Genomic DNA, 17,326 nt, shown 5'->3' with positions numbered 1-17,326 from the left:
GGCGGAAGGCCGTGGGCGTGAGATCTGGGTCGGAGACGAGATCCTTTATGTGACCGAGACGGGCACCGGCAAGCCCGCGGTGCTTCTGCCCAGCATGCTGATCGACGGCGCGACTTACCGGCCCACGGTCGAGGCGATGGCGCGCCACGCGCGGGTGCTCGTCGTGGAGCTGCCCGGCTCGGGCCGCGCCTCGCCGCTCCGCGCGCCGTGGACCCTGGAGCGGTATGCGCGCTGCGTCGCCGAGGCCTTGCGGGCTTTGCGCCTCGAGCGCGTCACGCTGATCGGCCACTCGCTGTCTGGCGCCGTGGCGCTGGTCGTCGCGGCGCTGTACCCCGAGCGGCTCTCCGGGCTCGTGCTCGTCGATTCCATCGGATTCAACCCGCCGGGCTCGGTCCTTTCGCTCGTCCTCGCGCGCGCGGCCGAGGTGGCGCTGGCGCCTCGCTTCATCGCGCGGGGGGCGCCTGCTCTCCTCCATAACCTGCTCTTCCACACGCGGAGCGCGCTGAGCCTCCTGCGGATCGCCGCGACCGCGGATCTGAGCGGCCATGCGGCGCGCGTGCGCGTGAGGACGCTGCTCGCCTGGGGCGCGCGCGATCTCACGGTGCCGATCGGCTCGGCCCTCGCCATCCAACGCTTGATCCCCGACTCGACCCTTGTCGTCTCCTCGAAGGGAAACCACGACTGGATCGTGGAGCGACCAGCCGAGTTCGCGGACGCGGTGGCGAGGTTCATGGCTGGCAGCGGCGGAGCCGCCTGAGCAGGGGGTATCGTGGAGCGCCGCCATGCGCTACCCTCGCCATGCCGTTCTTCGGCGTGAACCTCAAGGAGCATGGCGCGCGGCGCGAGCCGAGCCGCCATAGCAGGGAGCGGGGCTTGACTGGTTTGTGGCGCCTGCTGGAACAGGCCGCGAGGTGGGCGCGGCTCGCGACCCCGCTCCTCGCGCTCCTCGCGACGATGGCGCTGTGCCTTCCCGCCCGCGGCGAGACTGCGACGCCCGCGGGGGGCCCGGGTGGCGCGGCCGCGGCGGGGACCCCCGCGCCGCCGGGCCCGCGACCGCTGCCGCCGATCCCCGGCGCGGGGAAGGTCACCGTGGTCGCGATCTCCGGGACGATCGATCTCGGCCTCTCGCCCTTCCTGGAGCGCGTCGTCGCCGCCCAGGGGGAGGGCGACCTCCTCGTGCTCGACATCAGCACGCTCGGCGGCCGCATCGACGCCGCGCTCGCCATCCGGGACGCGCTGCTCCGGGCGCGCGCCCGCACGGTGTGCTGGGTCAACCCGCGCGCCATCTCGGCCGGAGCGCTCATCTCGCTCGCCTGCGATGTCATCGCGGTCGCCCCCGGCGCCACCCTCGGCGCGGCGACGCCCGTGCAGATCGGCGAGGGAGGCGAGATGAAGCCTGTCGCCGAGAAGGTCGTGTCCTACATGCGGAAGGAGATGCGCGCGACCGCGGAGGCGAAGGGGCGGCGCGGCGACATCGCCGAGGCCATGGTCGACGCCGACGTGGAGGTCCCCGGCCTCGATGAGAAGGGGAAGCTGCTCACGCTGGACGGCGCGCAGGCGCTCGCGTGGGGCGTCGCCGAGGTGCAGGCCGGCAGCGAGGCAGACCTCTTCGGCGCCCTGGGCCGCGCCCAGCCCGCGGAGATCATCCGCCCGCGCCCCAGCTTCGCCGAGCAGCTCGCGCGCTTCCTCTCGGATCCCACGCTCTCCGGGGTCCTCATGACCCTCGGGATGCTCGGCATCCTCCTCGAGCTCTACGCGCCGGGCCACGGCGTCTCGCTCGCCGTCGGGCTCTCGTGCCTCGCGCTGTTCTTCTTCGGGCACCACGTCGTGAAGCTCGCCGGCTGGGAGGAGCTCGCGCTCTTCGCCGTCGGCGCGATCCTCATCGCGGTGGAGATCTTGGTCCCGGGGCACGTCGTCCCTGGGGTTGCGGGCGCCGCGTGCGTGGCGAGCGCCCTCCTCCTTTCGCTCCTCGATCTCGAGCGCGTGCCGGTCGACGTCGCCTGGCACGCCGGCTGGCTGCCGCGCGCCCTCGCCTCGGTGTGCGGCTCGCTCGCGGCGACGGCGGCGCTCGCCGTGGCCGCCGCCCGCATCGCGCCGAGGACGCGCTTCGGGCGGCGGCTCGTCCTGGACGCGGCGATCCGCGGCGTCGCCGTCGGAGGGCCTCCCGAGGTCTCCGCGGCGCCCGCGTCGCTCGTGGACCGGCTCGGCACGGCCGCGACCGATCTGCGCCCCTCGGGCAAGGTCGTGCTCGACGGCCGCCGCGTGGAGGCGCTCTCGGAGCTCGGCTACGTCGAGGCCGGCGCCCGCGTGCGGGTGATCCGCGCGGAGGGGGGCCGGGTCGTCGTGAGGGCGATCGCGCGCGGCGCGGACGAGGAGCGCGGAGCGTGACGCCGGCGCTGCTCGTCGTCGCGCTGCTCGTGGCGGGGCTCGTGCTGCTCGCCATCGAGGTGCTGGTCATCCCCGGCGTCGGCCTCGTCGGGGTCCTCGGCGGCGCCGCCGTGCTCGGCGCGGTCGCGCTCGCATGGGCGTCGCTCGGGATCGGCTACGGCCTGCTCGCCCTGGGCGCCGGCGTCTGCGTGACGGGGCTCCTGTTCTGGGCTGTCCCGAGGACGCCTGTGGGCCGCAAGATGGTGCTGCTCGAGACCCAGCGGAGCGGGCGTGGCCCGGACGCGCGGCTCGCCGCGCTTGCCGGCAAGGAGGGCAGGGCGCTCACGCCGCTCCGCCCCGCCGGCACGGTCGAGATCGAGGATCGCGCGGTCGATGTCGTGACCGACGGCCTCTACGTGGAGGCCGGCACGCCTGTGCGGGTCGCGAGCGTGGAGGGGAACCGGGTCGTCGTCGAGCCGCGCAAGCCCTAGAGAGCGCGCGAGAGGCGACCCTTCACGGACAGGGACGGGTGGAGAGGGATATGGAGATCATCTCGGTCATCGTGATCGGCGGGCTCGTGCTCGTCGCCATCGTCGCGACGCTGTACATGGTGCCGCTCCGGCTGTGGATCGCCGCGCAGGCGTCGGGCGCCGGGGTCTCGATGCTCACGCTCATCGCGATGCGCCTGCGCCGGGTGCCGCCCGATCAGATCGTCAACGCGCGGATCAGCGCCGTGAAGGCGGGTCTCGAGGAGGTGTCCGTCGACATGCTCGAGGCCCACTACCTGGCCCGCGGCCGGGTGGAGGCGGTCGTCAACGCGCTCATCTCGGCGGGCAAGGCGGGGATGGAGCTCGATTTCTCGCGCGCGGCCGCCATCGATCTCGCCGGCCGCAACGTGCTCGAGGCGGTGGCGATGTCGGTGAACCCGCGTGTCATCGAGACCCCGAAGGTCTCGGCCGTGGCCAAGGACGGTATCCAGCTCCTCGCGATCGCGCGCGTGACCGTGCGCGCCAACATCGATCGCCTCGTCGGCGGCGCGGGCGAGCAGACGGTGCTGGCCCGCGTCGGCGAGGGCGTCGTCTCGACCATCGGCTCGGCCGACGACTACAAGCACGTCCTCGAGAACCCCGATACCATCTCGAAGAACGTGCTCAAGAAGGGCCTCGACGCGGGCACGGCGTTCGAGATCCTCTCCATCGACATCGCCGACGTCGACGTCGGCTCCAACATCGGCGCGAAGCTCCAGACGGAGCAGGCCGAGGCGGACAAGCAGGTGGCGCAGGCCAAGGCGGAGTCGCGCCGCGCGCTGGCGGTCGCGCAGGAGCAGGAGATGAAGGCCAAGACGCAGGAGATGCGCGCGAAGCTCGTCGAGGCGGAGTCGACGATCCCGCTCGCCGTCGCGGAGGCGCTCCGCACGGGCAAGCTCGGCGTCATGGACTACTACAACATGCGCAACGTCATCGCCGACACCGAGATGCGCCAGGGCATCGCCGGCACCACGGGGGGCAAGCCCGATCCCGTCGGGGAGTCGTGAGGTGCCGCCGCGTGACCCGCCGAGCCCGCTCCTCGCGTGGCTCGGCCGCCGCGACGCGCTCGTGCGGCGCTTCGTCCTCGCCGAGGTGCTGGGCCCGCCCCGGGCGTTGTCGCCGCGCTCTGCGCGGCCGGAGAGCCGCGCGGCCGGAGGGCCGCGCCCCGACGACGCTGGACGGGCGCCATGCGTGACATCGACCTCGAGAAATACGTCGGCGCCCTCATCGGAGTGATCTGGGCGATCGTCAAGCTCGCGAGCCTGTACGGGGGCGTGCAAGCCAGGCGCGCTGAGCGCGCTGCGCGTGCCGCCGCGCGGCCCGGCGACGCGGACGCCCCGCGGGGCGATACGGCGCCCATCGATGTCGCGCGGGGGAGCGATATGGGGCTCGTTGATGTCGCGCCCCCGAGCGCTGCGCCGTGGGCGGAGATGCCCTTCGGCGCCCCGCGCGCGCCCGACGCCGACCGGCTGCGCGGGGTACTCCTGCGGCTCGGCGAGCTCGAGCAGAGCGCCGCGGCGCTCGGCGAGATGGTGCGCCACGAACGGGCGAACCGGCGCTTCACGGACGTGCTCCTCGGGGCCGTCCCGCACGAGATCGGGTCCCTGCGCGCCGCCGTCGACGCGGGCCTCACGGCGCGCGAGGCGGAGTCCGCGGCGGACCGCATCGAGCTCGTCGTGGGCGAGATCGCGGTGCTCGTGCGGCAGCGCCGCGACCCATCGCTCCTGCCCGATCTCGGCGACGCGGACGCCCTCGCCGACGCCTGCTACGCCCCCGTGATCGCGTTCGCGCGGGCGGAGGGGCTGCCGCTCCGGAGCGGAGCGCCGGCCACGCAGCTCACGGATTTCGATCTCGCGATCTGGACGGGCTTCATCCCGACGTCGATCGCGCCCATCTTCCTCCCTGTCGACTTCTTCTCGACCCCGCTGCGCTGGCCGGCGCTCGCGCACGAGATAGGGCACGATTTCCTGGCCTCGGTCGACGGCCTCGAGCCGGCGCTGCGCCGCGAGCTCGGCCTGGGGGGCGAGCGGGCGCGCCCGCCCGCGCTGGACGGTGATCGCGTCAAGGCTCCCGAGCTCAGGCGGGTGTTCGGCGTGTGGTTCGAGGAGATCTTCTGTGACGTCTTTGGCACGCTCATGTTCGGCCCCGCCTACGTGCTCACGATGAGCGAGCTGTTCTTCCAGGAGGACGAGCCGTACGCGTCGATCGCCGTCCAGACGGACGTGACCGGCGCGCGTTATGACGAGCACCCTCCTCCGCACCTGCGCGTGCTCATCGGGTGCATGGTCCTCGAGCGGGGCGGGCTCAACGAGGACGCGCGCGCCCTGCGGGAGGCGTGGGCGCGCCGCCACGCCGAGGTGAGCCTCGATGACCTGCTCTTGCCCGTGAGGGGGGCGTGGCGCCCGTTCCCGCTCTCGCCCTTCGCCAGCATGGCCGCGTGGATCGTGGAGCGCCTCTATGCCGGCCCGCTCACCGCCCTGTCCGGCTTCGGTCTGCAGGACATCAGCGGGCTCGACTACGGCCCGCACGAGCGGCAGGAGGCCTCGCGCGCGCGCGACGCGCTGCTCGCCGGCCGGGTCCCCGCCGTCCTCGACGCCCGGGCGCTCCTCGCGGGCGCGGTCCTGGCGGCGCATCATGCGCCCGCGCAGTCGCTGTCGATCCTCATCAAGGCGCGCGCTGCGATCCCGGCGCTCGGCACGAGCGAGCGACGGCCCGGCCCGTTCGGATCGCGCCTCGACGCGTCCTGCGTCACGCTGGACCGCCGTGCCGTGACGGAGGCCCTGCTCTTCCGGGAGGTCCTGCTGCCGCCGCGAGCGCTTCGCGCCCGCCGCCGCGCGCGCCTCTAAGAGCGACGGTCACCCGCTTCGGATACGGGCCCATCTCGACGTTTTCGGTGCTCAGCGCACCGGAGTGCGCTTGCGCGCCGAAAACGCCGATCTGGGCCCGTCTCCTGTGCGGGAGACCGCCGCTCGGCGGGGCTTGTGACAGGAGAAGGGGCGGGGGGTGGATACCGCCGTGGAGCGGGGCGCGGCTCGGATCAGATGGCGTCGAGCTCGGCCGCGGCCTGCGGGGGGTGGGCCGTCTGGATCGTGGGCGCCCGCGGCGCGGCGAGGCTGCCCGCCGTGATCAGGGGCAACGGCGCCCGCGGCGGGGGGAGGCTCTCCGAGCGGAGCTTCATGAGCTCCTCGCGCTGGTGCTTCCACACGGTCCGGTAGCGGAAGAACGGCACGGCCGGGTAGAGGTGATGGATCAGGTGATACGTCTGCCCGAAGAGCAGCACGTTGAACAGCGCGCTGTCGACCGCGCGCGTCGCGCTGTACCGGTCCTGCGCCGCCGTGATCTCGTGGGGGTAGTGAGGCAGGTAGTCGAAGGCGAACGCGAGGAAGAAGATCGCCAGCCGCGCCGGCAAGATCCAGTAGAGGAGCGCGAGCTCGCCGTAACCGAGCCCGAAGGCCAGGGCCACGAGGGCGAGCATGGCCGCGAGCGACGCGACCGTCTCGATCCGCTCCGCGCGCTTCTGCGCGCGGTAGGAGCGCAAAAATAGATAGTAGTAGTGGAGATCCTGTGTTGCCCAGCGGAGCGGCAGGACGTACCACGGGCCGCGCCCACTCCAGTAGTCGGGATCCCGATCTGCCTCGTTCGTGTGTTTGTGATGCTCGAGGTGGAAGTGACGCACCGCCAGGAACGGCGCCACGAGCAGCAGCCCGGACAGCCGCCCGATCACGCCGTTCAGCAGCGCGGAGCGCGCCAGCGACCGATGCGCGGCCTCGTGCATCGGCGTGAAGGCGGCATACGCGGCGACGGCCGCTGCGAGCACGGCCGGCACGGTCGACACCCAGCCCGCGACGCCCGCGTAGACGGCCGTCGCCCAGAGGGCGTACGACCCCGCGAAGAGCGCCACCGTCGGCCACTCGATCGTCCGGGTCTGCAGCAAGCCGCTGTCGAGCGGCAGGACGCTCCAGAGGGCCGGCCGCCCGGAAGGTCTCCCCGACGGCCTTCCCGAGGGCCTCCCCGACGGCCTGCCCGAGGGCCTCCCCGACGGCCTTCCCGAGGGGCGGCTCGGGCAATTCTCGTCGTTGTTCCTCGTGAAACTCCAGACGGCTGGCCGCCCCGATGGACGACTGAGTCGGTTCTCGTCGTTGTTCATGGCGCTCAAAACTCCCGGGGGAAGCTTCGGATCTTCACGTTGGTGACAGCGGACGGTGTACGCCGGATCAAGCGCAAACGAACGTTCGACCACTCGGGACCGTTCCACGGATGGCACCGAGAGGTCGTCAGGGGTTAGCGACCTCCAGAGCGAGGCCGTCCACGGCCATTCTCTCGGACGAACAGGGGAGCGCCACGGGCGGTTCCACTGCGAGAGAAGGCGGGAGACACTCGCAGACGAGCACGAATCCAATCTAGCAGCCTAGCAACAGGAGCACAACGGGACTTTCGGAGCGTCGCGTTGGGCTTTCTGGTTGGCTGGATTCCAGAAGCACCGTCGTTTGTTTCGGTTTGTGACGGTTGTGGCCGTTACGAGCGTTGCGACCGTTGCGACCGTTGCGACCGACGCAACCGTTGCGTCGGTTTGCGATGACGTCGTCCGCCTGCGTCAGCCTGCGTTGGTTTGCGGCGGCGTTCGCGGCGGCGTGCGTGAGCTGGCGTTGGCGCCGCTGCCTTTGTCCGAGGAACAGGCCCGGAGGCGCCGTTCTGACGCTGACATCACGGCGCGCGTCAGAACAGTGCGCTCGGCACATTCCACTAGACATGGCCGTATGTCGAGGCGTTGCCGTCCCGCAGCATGGCGCTCACCTCGTGGGCACAACCCCATGCCAGCGTGTATCCCGAACCGCCGTGGCCGTAGTTGTGGATCACGCGGCCTTCACGCTCGAGCCGCACGGTGCTCCGATAAGGGCGCAGCCCGGCACGTGAACCGAGCAAGCGGCCCGGCCTGAGCCCGGCCGCGCGCACCCGCTGGAGCATTGCGTCAGCGAGCTCAGGATCAGGCGTCAACGGGCGATCATCGGGCGACGGGATGAAACAACCGCCAATCACGATCTCGCGACGCCTTGGGATAACATAGACGAGCGCCGATTCGTCCCTTTCATCACCCAGTGCGACATCTGGGGGGATCTCGCCCGGTTCGACGATCGCTACCTGGCCATAGACGCCGATGAGCTCGCTGTCGCCGGTGAGCGCGCGCGCCCCGAGCCCGGTGCAATTCACGACGCAGTCGCCCTCGACCTCGGCGAGCGATCGCACGTGCTCGGTGCGCACTGGACAGTCGAGCTGCGCCTCCAGCCAGGGCAGGTGCAACGATGGCTCGATGCGCGGCGCCGTGAATCGCAGGCTGTACGGCGCGCCCAGCGGGTGGGGTCCAGGCTCGAGCGCGAGGTCCGGGACGCTCGGAGCCCACCACGGCAGGCGCGTGTCGTCCTCCGCCTCGCGCGCGGTCAGGAGATCCACACCCGCCTCCGGGTGTTCGTTCGCGATGCGCGTGAGTTCATCGAGGCTCCTCGAGGACCACGCGTTGACGCGCTCGGGCGGGTTCGCCAGGAAAGGGTGCCACAGCGCGGCCGCGACCGCGGACGTCGTGCGCTCGCCGCGCGCCGCTGCGATCACCTGCACCCGGTGGCCGTCGCGCTGGAGGACGACCGCCGTGGTCAACCCGATCACCCCTGCGCCCACGACGGTGATCCGCTGCGCCTGAGCCTGGCCCCTCGATGACGCCACGATCGCGCGCTCTAGCACGCCGCGCCTCACCGTCGACATCGCACACCACGCCCGGCGTCGAATCCGGTCACGTGGACGTCCCGCGACGTCCCGCGACGTCCCGCTGCGTCCAGCGCCGTCCCGCTGCGTCCAGCGCCGTCCCGTGATGTCCGATCCACAGCCGTTTCCGCCCACCGCTGCTACACGCCGAGCAGAGCGACGGCATCCCTCCGCCCCCCTCTGCCACGTGCCGAGCAGAGCGACGGTCTCCCTCCGCCCCCTCTGCCACGTGCCGAGCAGAGCGACGGTCTCCCGCACAGGAGACGGGCCCAGATCGGCGTTTTCGGCGCGCAAGCGCACTCCAGTGCGCTGAGCACCGAAAACGTCGAGATGGGCCCGTCTCCGAAGCGGGCGACCGTCGCTCTAGCGGGCGCAGCGGGCGCCGATGTTGTTTACGCGGTCGATGGGATAGCTGAAGTCGCGGTTGCCCGCGCGCACGTCGGCCGCCGGCGCGCGGTAGCTCCCGCCGCGGGTGACCCGCGTCGCGTCGCGATCGCCGTCCACGCGATGCACGCAGTCGATGCACGGCGTGGGGGGCGCATCCCGCCACCAGTCCATCGTCCACTCCCACAGATTGCCGGCCAGATCCGAGTGCCCCCATCGCCCGTCGCCACGCGGCTTCGACCCGACCGGCAGGATGTCGCTCAGCGCGCAAGCCCCCGCGGCGCTCCCATCCCCGGTGCAGCTGTACGACGCGCGATCGCCGTCGATCTCGGAGCCCCAGGGGTAAGGTCGATGCTCGTCGCCTCCCGCAGCCGCATAGTTCCACTCCGCCTCCGAGGGCAGGCGGCCGCCGTCCCACGCGCAGAACGCGAACGCCTCGAACCAGGTGATGCAATTGATCGGCAGCTCCTCGTTCGCCCCGGGGGCGTCGGTCCACGTCCAGAGGCGATCGCCATTGCACTGCAGCGCCGCCTTCAACGCCGCGGTGTTCGGCGCGAGCCGCGTGTTCCACCCCGCGACCCACCCGCTGCCGTTGACGTGGGGGTGCCGGCCAGCGCCGATGGCCGGCGGGCTCTCCTGGACGCCCTGCCCGGCATCCACGAACGCTCGGAATCGCCCCACCGTGATCTCGTACTTGTCCAGGCGGAAGTCGCTGACGGCGGCGGGGAACGAGTCGTCCGTGCTCGGCGTCCCGTCGTAGCCCCTCAGGAAAGTGCCACAGGGGACCATCCTGTTGCCGCAGCAGCTCGCGTCGCCCGGCCCGCAGCTGTCCCCGGCGCCCGGCCCGCCCCCCGCGCAGCTCGGAGGCATGACCATCACGTCCATCGATCCGCACGTGTTCGGGCATCCCGGCTCCCCGCACTCGCACGCCATGCCGCCCGCGCATGTCACGCAGTCCCCGGTTCCGTCACACTGCGCGCTGCCGTCTGCCCCGCAGGGGGTCCGCGCCGGCCTCGGCCGCTCCGCACACTCCCCCTCGCTGCACACCGCTTCCATGCAGGCGCCCTGCGCTGGCGGGCAGTCCTCCGCTGGGTCGACGCAGCTGTCTGTCCCGCCGCCGCCGCTGCTGCTGCTCGCGCCGCTGCTGGTGGCGTCACTGCTGCTGGCGGTGTCACTGCTGCTGGTGGTGGCACCGCTGCTGCCACCGGCCCCGCTTCCACCGCTCCCGACGTCGTGGTCACCAGGGAAATCACGCACCTTCGGGCTGCAACCCGAGACGAGAGAGGTGGCCACGATGAGCGCCAATGTTCTCATGTACGGCATCATACGCGACCGGGCGCACCCCCCGTCGCTGTTGATGCCGGACCGGCCCGGAGCGTTGCAGCGCTCGACCCGCGCCGGGCGCGCCGGCCTCCGGGTGGCCGGCGCGGCGGCCACCGTTCCATCGACGGCGAACGCCGCGCTGCGTGCGCTGTGGCCCCGTTCGCGCCTCGCCAGCGCGGCACGGCGGCTGGACGGCGCCTGGAGCTCCGTTACCTGTGCTGCCCGGAGCTGCTCGCGGCCGCGCCGTCCCCGGCGCGCCGGCCCGGCTCGATCTGGCCGACGTCGCGGACAGCGCCGTTGGCGGCGCTCGTGGCCATCAGCGCGTACGCCCGCAGGGCAGGGGAGACCTTCCGATCGCGGTTCGGCCTGAACGCATCGGCGCCGCGCGCCTCGGCGGCGCGGCGGCGGCGATCGAGCTCCGCCTCGCTGACGAGGACATCGATCGTCCGGGCGGGGATGTCGATGCGGATGCGGTCGCCCTCCTCGATGAGCCCGATGGTCCCGCCCTCGGCCGCTTCGGGCGAGACGTGCCCGATGCTCAGGCCCGACGTCCCGCCGCTGAACCGGCCGTCGGTGATGAGGGCGCACGCCTTCCCGAGCCCCTTCCCCTTCAGGAACGACGTCGGATAGAGCATCTCCTGCATGCCGGGGCCGCCCTTCGGCCCCTCGTAGACGATCACAACAACGTCGCCCGAGCGGATCTGGTTGTCCCAGATCGCGTCGCACGCCGCCTCCTGCGAGTGGAACACCCGCGCGGGCCCCTCGAACTTCCAGATCTCGGGATCGACGCCGGCGGTCTTCACGATGCAGCCGTCCACCGCGATGTTGCCGTAGAGCACGGCGAGCCCGCCCTCGCGGCTGTACGCGTGATCGACGTCGCGGATGCAGCCCTTCTGGGCGTCATCGTCGGTGTCGGCGAAGTACTTGTCTTGCGAGAACGCGACCGTGGTCGGCACGCCGCCCGGCGCGGCGAGCGAGCGCTTCTTCGCGGCGGCCGTCGCCGTGGGGCGGCGGATGTCGTTCTCGTCGATGGCCTCGCCCAGCGTGCCCGTGTGGACCGTGCCCACCTGCCGGTGGATGAGCCCAGCGCGATCGAGCTCGCCGAGGATCGTCAGCACGCCGCCCGCGCGGTGCACGTCCTCGACGTGGTAATGCGACGACGGCGCGACCTTGCAGATGTTGGGCACCTTGCGCGACATCCGGTCGATGTCCGCCATCTTGAAGTCCACCTGCGCCTCGCGGGCGACCGCCAGGATGTGGAGCACCGTGTTCGTCGAGCCGCCCATCGCGATGTCGAGCGCCATCGCGTTCTCGAACGCCTCGAACGTCGCGATGCTCCGCGGCAGCACCGAGGCGTCGCCGTCGACGTAGTGCCGCTGCGCGAGCGCGACGACGCGCTTCGCCGCCGCCTCGAAGAGCTCCCAGCGCGCCGCGTGCGTCGCGAGCAGCGTGCCGTTGCCGGGCAGCGCGAGGCCGAGCGCCTCGTTGAGGCAGTTCATGCTGTTGGCCGTGAACATGCCGGAGCACGAGCCGCAGGTCGGGCACGCGGACCGCTCCATCGCGGCGAGATCCGCGTCGGTCACCTTGTCGTCGCTCGCGGCGATCATCGGATCGATGAGGTCGAGCTTCCGGATGAGGGGCTTGCCGTCGCGGTCGTGCGTCCCGACGAGCTTGCCCGCCTCCATGGGGCCGCCCGACACGAAGACGGTCGGGATGTTGAGCCGCATGGCGGCGAGGAGCATGCCGGGCGTGATCTTGTCGCAGTTCGAGATGCACAGCAGCGCGTCGGCGCAGTGCGCGTTCACCATGTACTCGACGCTGTCGGCGATGAGCTCCCGGCTCGGCAGCGAGTACAGCATGCCGGCGTGGCCCATCGCGATGCCGTCGTCGATGGCGATGGTGTTGAACTCGACGCCCCACCCGCCCGCGGCGTCGATGACCTTCTTCGCCCGTTGCCCGACGTCGTGGAGGTGGACGTGCCCCGGAACGAACTGCGTGAAGCTGTTGGCGATGGCGACGATCGGCTTCTCGAAGTCCGCGTCCTTCATGCCGGTGGCGCGCCACAACGCGCGCGCCCCTGCCATGTTGCGCCCCTGGGTGGATGTACGACTGCGGTATCCGGCCATGCCGGGAACCTACTCCGTTCCGGCCCTCGCGCCTAGCCGGCAGGCGGGGCCGGCGCTCGTGGGACCACCGCGCCCGCCGCGCCTACCGCGCCCGCCGCGCGCTGCGTCCACGAGCGGCGAGGTCGTTCGAGCGGCCAAGGCGGCGCGCTCACCAGGTCTCTCCGGGCTTTGCCTCGCGACTCCGGGCGTCACCGCAGCCCGGGGCAGGCCCTCCGGTCATCGGCCTCGTGGCTTGGACCACCGATCCACGGCGACCATCGCGGCGCCGAGCCCGTCGATGTAGGTGCCGTGCCGGAACGTCGCGCGCTTGAGCGCCACGACCAGCGTGGCCAGGAGCTCGCGCGCCTCGTCTCGTTCTCGCCGCAGGTCCTGGACCTCATCCCGCGACGGCCGGTTGACGACCGCAGCTTGCCCCGCGTCGTTCGTGCCTGTCTGACTTGCTCTCTCGGACATGGGTCTGATCCTCCCATATCAAGTTAGCGCCGCGTCGGCCGCATCATCAACCTCCACAGGAGGTATTTGAATGGGTGTTCGTATCCCGGCCCACGTCAGCTCAGGAGCGCGCGGCGAGGGTGACGAGGCCGCGCGCGATCTCGCGATGGATGACGCGGAGTCCTGCCGCGTCGAGCCTGTCGCAGACCCAATCGGGGGAGAGGCGCAGCTTGCGATAGAAGCTCGCTGACAGCGTCCACCGGCCGTCGTCTCGGCTGCGGGTGTGAACGAGATCGTGCACCTTGACGGTCTCGGGTTCGTACTCGAGGAAACAGGTCATGATCACATCTGCCGAGTCGTGTACTGGGATGAACCGGTCGACCCCTTCGAGCTCGCGGGTGAGGTCGCGGAACGTGAGCACGAGATGGCCGCCGGGCGCGAGTCGCCGGGCGCAGCCGGCGAACATCCGCTCCACGTCCGACTTGCTGCCGAGGTGGGGGAGCGTGTCGCCCATGCACACGGCGAGCGCGCAAGGGGGCCCCGAGCGCTCCAGCGCGTCCAGGAGATCCTCTCTCACGATCTCGACGGCGAGCGGCCCGCGGCGCGCGTCGAGCTCGGCGAGGAGCCTGTCCGAGGTGTCCACGGCCGTCACCCTGAACCCGAGCTGCGCCAGCGCGATGGACTGAAAGCCGGAGCCGCACCCGAGGTCGATGGCCTCGGGTGAGCCGCCGGACGGGCCTTCGGAGCGCAGGCCGAGGCGCTCGAACAGCGCCCGCTGCTCGGCGACCTTGGCGTCGTAATCTCCGAACATCCTCGAATAGTGCTCGGCGAGCAGCGTGTCGTAGTGAGCGGCGACCGTGGGCATGGGCTTTGTTCCTCCGCGGCCATCCTACAGCCGCAGGGCCCGCCGGCGCCGGCACACATGGCCAGACGGCGCACATGGACGCTCGCTCGCTCGCGCGTGCGCCCTGCGCCGGCGCGCGTCACACATGCGCGCACGGGGGCGCACCAGAATCGATTGGGTCCGAAAATTTCTGCTCTGCTTTGACGAAGACATGATATCTTGGTTGAAACGCGACTCTTACTCCGACATCGATTTTCGGGTCGGCGGTGTTGGAAGGCACCGGGAAGGTTCCCGGAGCGAGGTTGGAGAGGGAGAGGTCGCGCTGCTGTGCGCAGCTGGTTTGGTCGGACGGGTGAGAATGAGGCACGGCGGGCTTGGACCGAGCCAGCCTGTCGCTCGCGTGGGTGTTTCGCTCTTCGAGAGCGCGCCTCGCGAAGCGCGCTGATGGACCTGTCGGAGAACCAGCGAGGCGAGCCGGAGAGCCCAGGCAGGCGGTCAGGCCGGGCAACCAGGCAGCCGGAACGACGGGCGAGCCAGAACGACAGGCAAGCCAGATGACCTGGTGAGCTCAGGCGAGCCGCGCCGCACTCCTGTGTGCGCCGCGCAGCCGGAGCCCGGTCGGCCTCTCGCCGAGGCGGCCAGCACCGGAATCTGAGCGAGGCGCGCCAGACGCCCAGGGACGAAGCGGACGAGCCGCCGACGATGAAGGTGAAGCTGCGCGGCGCGCGGGAGCAGCCACGGCTGGGCGCCGGTGATACGGGCCGCGCCGGGGACACCCGCGATGATGACGGATGCGGATGCGGATGTGGATATGGATGTGAATGTGGATGTGGATGTGGCCAATGGTTCATGATCGCAAACCCCGTCGAGATCGAGAAATGAGTTGCGGAGGGGGCCAGTCTGCGTCACGATGAGAAGTTTTGTAACTGCGGTGTTTGCGAACCTGCGTAGTTCGCGCGGGTCGTGGGATCGCTTCGAAGTAACGAAGGAGCGTGGTGCATGAAGACGGTTGGTGATTGGCTCTCCAGGTGCTCGCGATCGCTCGTCGCCGCGGGCGCGGCCGCGCTCCTCTCCGCCACGCCGACCGCGGCCTCGGCAGAGCACCCCGCCACGCCGCGGCAGGCTGCGCCGGTGGCTGCCGGCGCGGAGAGCGCGCCTACGGCAGAGCCCGCCTCGGCCTCCGGCGCGGGCGAGTGGGAGAGCTACTCCATCGAGGTCTACGGCAGGCTGGTCTCGCGCACGGGGAAGGTCGCGACCCTGCTGCCGCTCGTCTCCACGACCGAGAAGCCGGTCGTCGCGGGGACCAAGGCGGTGCTCTTCCGCAAGGTCGAGGACCCCGACGGACCGAGATCCTCGAAATGGGTCGAGATCGCCAGGGTGACCATGAAGAAGATCGAGTCGACCGGCAACATGCAGCTCACCATCGACTCGGAGCAGCAGGCGCCTCCCGGCGAGAAGGGCAAGACGCCGGGCCACTTCGTGAAGGGCGCCAGGCTCAAGCTCGCGATCCAGTAGCCCGGCGGCGCGCCGCGGGCGTGAGCCGGGTCGCACCGCTCCGAGGAGGACCGGCGCGGGCGCCGCGAGCGGTGGCGGTGGGAGGGAGTCGGCGCGGGGCCGCGCGGCGCGGGTCGCCGCCGCCGAATGTCGCCGCCGTCGCACGACATTTTGAAACGCGGCGCCTCATCGTTGATAGAGTCGGCTTGCGGAGACGAGCGACGACGATGAACGCCCTTCGATCCTGGCTCTCGCAACTGAACCGCCCCGAGGTGACAGAGTTCGCCGTGGCGACCGGGCGCATGCCCAGCGTCAAGGTCTCGGGCGCCTTCCAGGCCGTCGATCCCGGCGCCCTCTCCACGGAGGACATCCTCATGCTCCTCAGCGCGCTCGGCGGCGGCCGCCACGTCGAGGCCCTCGGCGCGAAGCCGTCGCAGTGGCACATCCGCATCGAGGGCATCGGCGCCATCTCCGTCGTGGCCGCGCGCCAGGGGGACCTCGTGCACGCCCGCATGACGCGGATGCAGTCGTCCGCCGCGTCGGGGACCGCGGCCGCCGCCGCGCCTCCCGCCCGCCCCTCGCAGCAGTTCTCCATGCGGGAGCACCTCGCGCCCGAGGAGGGACAGCGCCCTCCGCCGCGCGAGGCGGACGCGAAGCGCACGAGCTCCTCGGAGGTCGCGCTCGACCTTCGCTCCCCGCCGCCGCCTGCAGAGCCTCGCGCCAACCGGCCCTCGGTGGCCCGCTTCGAGGCGCGCGCCGACGACGCGCCGGCCGCCGAGCGCGCCGCGCCGGCCGCCCGCCCGTCATCACCGTCCCCGGAGCCCCGCGCAGCCGCGCGCGCGGTCGCGGCGGGCGGGCGCGCGCGGCCCTCCTCCGCCGAGGTGCCGTCGGCCGCCCTCGATGGGCTGCTCGCCATGGCGCGCGATCAGGGCGCGAGCGATCTCCACCTCGTCGCCGGCCGCCCGCCGCTCCTGCGGGTGGCGGGCGAGCTCATGCCCCACGGCGAGCCGCTCGACCCGGCGGCCGTCGAGTCCCTCCTCTTGCCGCGCGTCCCGGCGCGCCTCTCGCCGGTGCTCGAGGCCGAGGGCTCCTGCGACTTCGCCCTCGAGCTCGGCGCGCTCGGCCGCTTCCGGGTGAACATTTCGCGCCACCGGCAGGGGTACAAGGGCTCGTTCCGGCTGATAGCGCGCAGCATCCCGACCCTCGCGTCGCTCGGCCTGCCCGACGCCATCGGGCTCGCCACCCGCCACCACCAGGGCCTCATCGTGATCACCGGGCCGACGGGCCACGGCAAGACGACGACGCTCACCGCGATCATCGATATCCTGAACCGCGAGACCAGCCATCACATCATCACGGTCGAGGATCCCGTCGAGTTCGTCCACGCGCGCGGCAAGGCGATGATCAGCCAGCGCGAGGTCGGCACGCACACCCGCTCCTTCGAGAACGCCCTCAAGGCCTCGCTGCGCGAGGATCCCGACGTCATCGTCGTCGGCGAGCTCAGGGACACGGCGACGGTCCGCATGGCGCTGGCCGCGAGCGAGACTGGCCACCTCGTCCTCGGCACCATGAACACCCCGAGCGCGGCGAAGACCATCGATCGGCTGATAGACCTCTTCCCGCCCGGCGATCAGCAGCAGGTGCGCGTCACCCTCGCGGGCGGCCTCCGGCTCATCGTCAGCCAGCGGCTCCTGCCGAGCGAGGGCGGCAAGCGCATGGTCGCCGCCGCCGAGGTCCTGCCCGGCTCCGTCCCGCTCTGGAACCTCATCCGCGACTCCAAGACGTTCCAGATACCGAGCCTCCAGCAGCGAGGGAAGGGCCTCGGGATCATCCGCCTCGACGACTCGCTGGCCGAGCTCGTCCGCGCCGGCAAGACCACGCTCGAGGCCGCGCTCAAGGTGGCGGAGGCCCCCGAAGAGCTCGAGGCCGTCCTCGCCGGGAGGCGGCAGCCCATGCTCACGCCGGACAGGAGGCCGCCCGCCCCACCGCCCGACGCGTCGAAGTCCGCGCCCGTCGAGGCGGGCAAGGGCCTCTTCGAGCGCGCGGGCGCGCTCTTCGGGAAGAAGGGAGCGTAA

At 71.7% G+C, this 17,326-nt stretch carries 13 protein-coding genes; 7 read left to right on the top strand and 6 right to left on the bottom strand.

The features are described 5' to 3' along the window. Nucleotides 1–49: 49 nt before the first annotated feature. From WMF19_RS30495 to WMF19_RS30475, 5 genes are all read left to right on the top strand, one after another. Nucleotides 50–757: an alpha/beta fold hydrolase gene (locus WMF19_RS30495; protein WP_437893591.1), complete on the top strand. Its 708-nt coding sequence runs from the start codon at nt 50–52 to the stop codon at nt 755–757. Between the two features lie 116 nt (nt 758–873). Further along, nucleotides 874–2,388, top strand: coding sequence for an NfeD family protein (locus WMF19_RS30490; RefSeq protein WP_437893590.1), 1,515 nt, complete (start codon nt 874–876; stop codon nt 2,386–2,388). Beyond that, nucleotides 2,385–2,858 (top strand): NfeD family protein, encoded by a 474-nt coding sequence (locus WMF19_RS30485; protein ID WP_437893589.1) that lies wholly within the window; start codon nt 2,385–2,387, stop codon nt 2,856–2,858. The genes WMF19_RS30490 and WMF19_RS30485 overlap by 4 nt, the downstream gene beginning before the upstream one ends. 50 nt (nt 2,859–2,908) lie before the next feature. Next, nucleotides 2,909–3,901, top strand: a complete 993-nt coding sequence (gene floA, locus WMF19_RS30480; protein ID WP_437323358.1) for a flotillin-like protein FloA — start codon at nt 2,909–2,911, stop codon at nt 3,899–3,901. A 180-nt stretch (nt 3,902–4,081) separates the two neighbouring features. Next, nucleotides 4,082–5,740 carry a hypothetical protein gene (locus tag WMF19_RS30475; RefSeq protein WP_437893588.1) on the top strand — a complete coding sequence of 553 codons (1,659 nt, stop codon included), beginning with the start codon at nt 4,082–4,084 and terminating at the stop codon, nt 5,738–5,740. Between the two features lie 191 nt (nt 5,741–5,931). On the opposite strand, the gene WMF19_RS30470 is transcribed toward WMF19_RS30475, so the two are convergent. The 6 genes from WMF19_RS30470 to WMF19_RS30445 all read right to left on the bottom strand — a co-directional run bounded on the left by WMF19_RS30470 (nt 5,932) and on the right by WMF19_RS30445 (nt 13,778). Next, nucleotides 5,932–6,828 (bottom strand): fatty acid desaturase, encoded by an 897-nt coding sequence (locus WMF19_RS30470; RefSeq protein WP_437323356.1) that lies wholly within the window; start codon nt 6,826–6,828, stop codon nt 5,932–5,934. Nucleotides 6,829–7,637: 809 nt separating this feature from the next. Next, nucleotides 7,638–8,648: an FAD-dependent oxidoreductase gene (locus WMF19_RS30465; protein WP_437893587.1), complete on the bottom strand. Its 1,011-nt coding sequence runs from the start codon at nt 8,646–8,648 to the stop codon at nt 7,638–7,640. 363 nt (nt 8,649–9,011) lie between these two features. Beyond that, nucleotides 9,012–10,346: a formylglycine-generating enzyme family protein gene (locus WMF19_RS30460; RefSeq protein WP_437893586.1), complete on the bottom strand. Its 1,335-nt coding sequence runs from the start codon at nt 10,344–10,346 to the stop codon at nt 9,012–9,014. A gap of 218 nt (nt 10,347–10,564) precedes the next feature. Continuing rightward, entirely contained in the window at nt 10,565–12,481 is a 1,917-nt protein-coding gene (gene ilvD / locus WMF19_RS30455; protein WP_437893585.1) for a dihydroxy-acid dehydratase, read from the bottom strand. 216 nt (nt 12,482–12,697) lie between these two features. Further along, nucleotides 12,698–12,934 carry a hypothetical protein gene (locus WMF19_RS30450; RefSeq protein WP_272094263.1) on the bottom strand — a complete coding sequence of 79 codons (237 nt, stop codon included), beginning with the start codon at nt 12,932–12,934 and terminating at the stop codon, nt 12,698–12,700. A gap of 100 nt (nt 12,935–13,034) precedes the next feature. Next, entirely contained in the window at nt 13,035–13,778 is a 744-nt protein-coding gene (locus tag WMF19_RS30445; protein WP_437893584.1) for a class I SAM-dependent methyltransferase, read from the bottom strand. A gap of 978 nt (nt 13,779–14,756) precedes the next feature. On the opposite strand from WMF19_RS30445, the gene WMF19_RS30440 reads away from it, so the two are divergent. Together WMF19_RS30440 and WMF19_RS30435 are read left to right on the top strand one after the other, a co-directional pair. Beyond that, entirely contained in the window at nt 14,757–15,272 is a 516-nt protein-coding gene (locus tag WMF19_RS30440; RefSeq protein WP_437893583.1) for a hypothetical protein, read from the top strand. Nucleotides 15,273–15,478: 206 nt separating this feature from the next. Then, nucleotides 15,479–17,326 (top strand): type IV pilus twitching motility protein PilT, encoded by a 1,848-nt coding sequence (locus WMF19_RS30435; protein WP_437893582.1) that lies wholly within the window; start codon nt 15,479–15,481, stop codon nt 17,324–17,326.

It is taken from the genome of Sorangium sp. So ce124 (assembly GCF_051525235.1).
Taxonomy (GTDB): Bacteria; Myxococcota_A; Polyangia; order Polyangiales; family Polyangiaceae; genus Sorangium; species Sorangium atrum.
The sequence above is the reverse complement of the archived record's forward strand: the minus strand, read 5'-3'. Positions and strand labels throughout refer to the sequence as shown.

Bases quoted from the DNA above. Each gene is read 5' to 3' on its own strand.
- floA (WP_437323358.1), top strand. From the start codon at position 2,909: ATGGAGATCATCTCGGTCATCGTGATCGGCGGGCTCGTGCTCGTCGCC.
- WMF19_RS30475 (WP_437893588.1), top strand. From the start codon at position 4,082: ATGCGTGACATCGACCTCGAGAAATACGTCGGCGCCCTCATCGGAGTG.
- WMF19_RS30465 (WP_437893587.1), bottom strand. From the start codon at position 8,648: ATGTCGACGGTGAGGCGCGGCGTGCTAGAGCGCGCGATCGTGGCGTCA.
- WMF19_RS30460 (WP_437893586.1), bottom strand. From the start codon at position 10,346: ATGAGAACATTGGCGCTCATCGTGGCCACCTCTCTCGTCTCGGGTTGC.
- ilvD (WP_437893585.1), bottom strand. From the start codon at position 12,481: ATGGCCGGATACCGCAGTCGTACATCCACCCAGGGGCGCAACATGGCA.
- WMF19_RS30450 (WP_272094263.1), bottom strand. From the start codon at position 12,934: ATGTCCGAGAGAGCAAGTCAGACAGGCACGAACGACGCGGGGCAAGCT.
- WMF19_RS30445 (WP_437893584.1), bottom strand. From the start codon at position 13,778: ATGCCCACGGTCGCCGCTCACTACGACACGCTGCTCGCCGAGCACTAT.
- WMF19_RS30440 (WP_437893583.1), top strand. From the start codon at position 14,757: ATGAAGACGGTTGGTGATTGGCTCTCCAGGTGCTCGCGATCGCTCGTC.
- WMF19_RS30435 (WP_437893582.1), top strand. From the start codon at position 15,479: ATGAACGCCCTTCGATCCTGGCTCTCGCAACTGAACCGCCCCGAGGTG.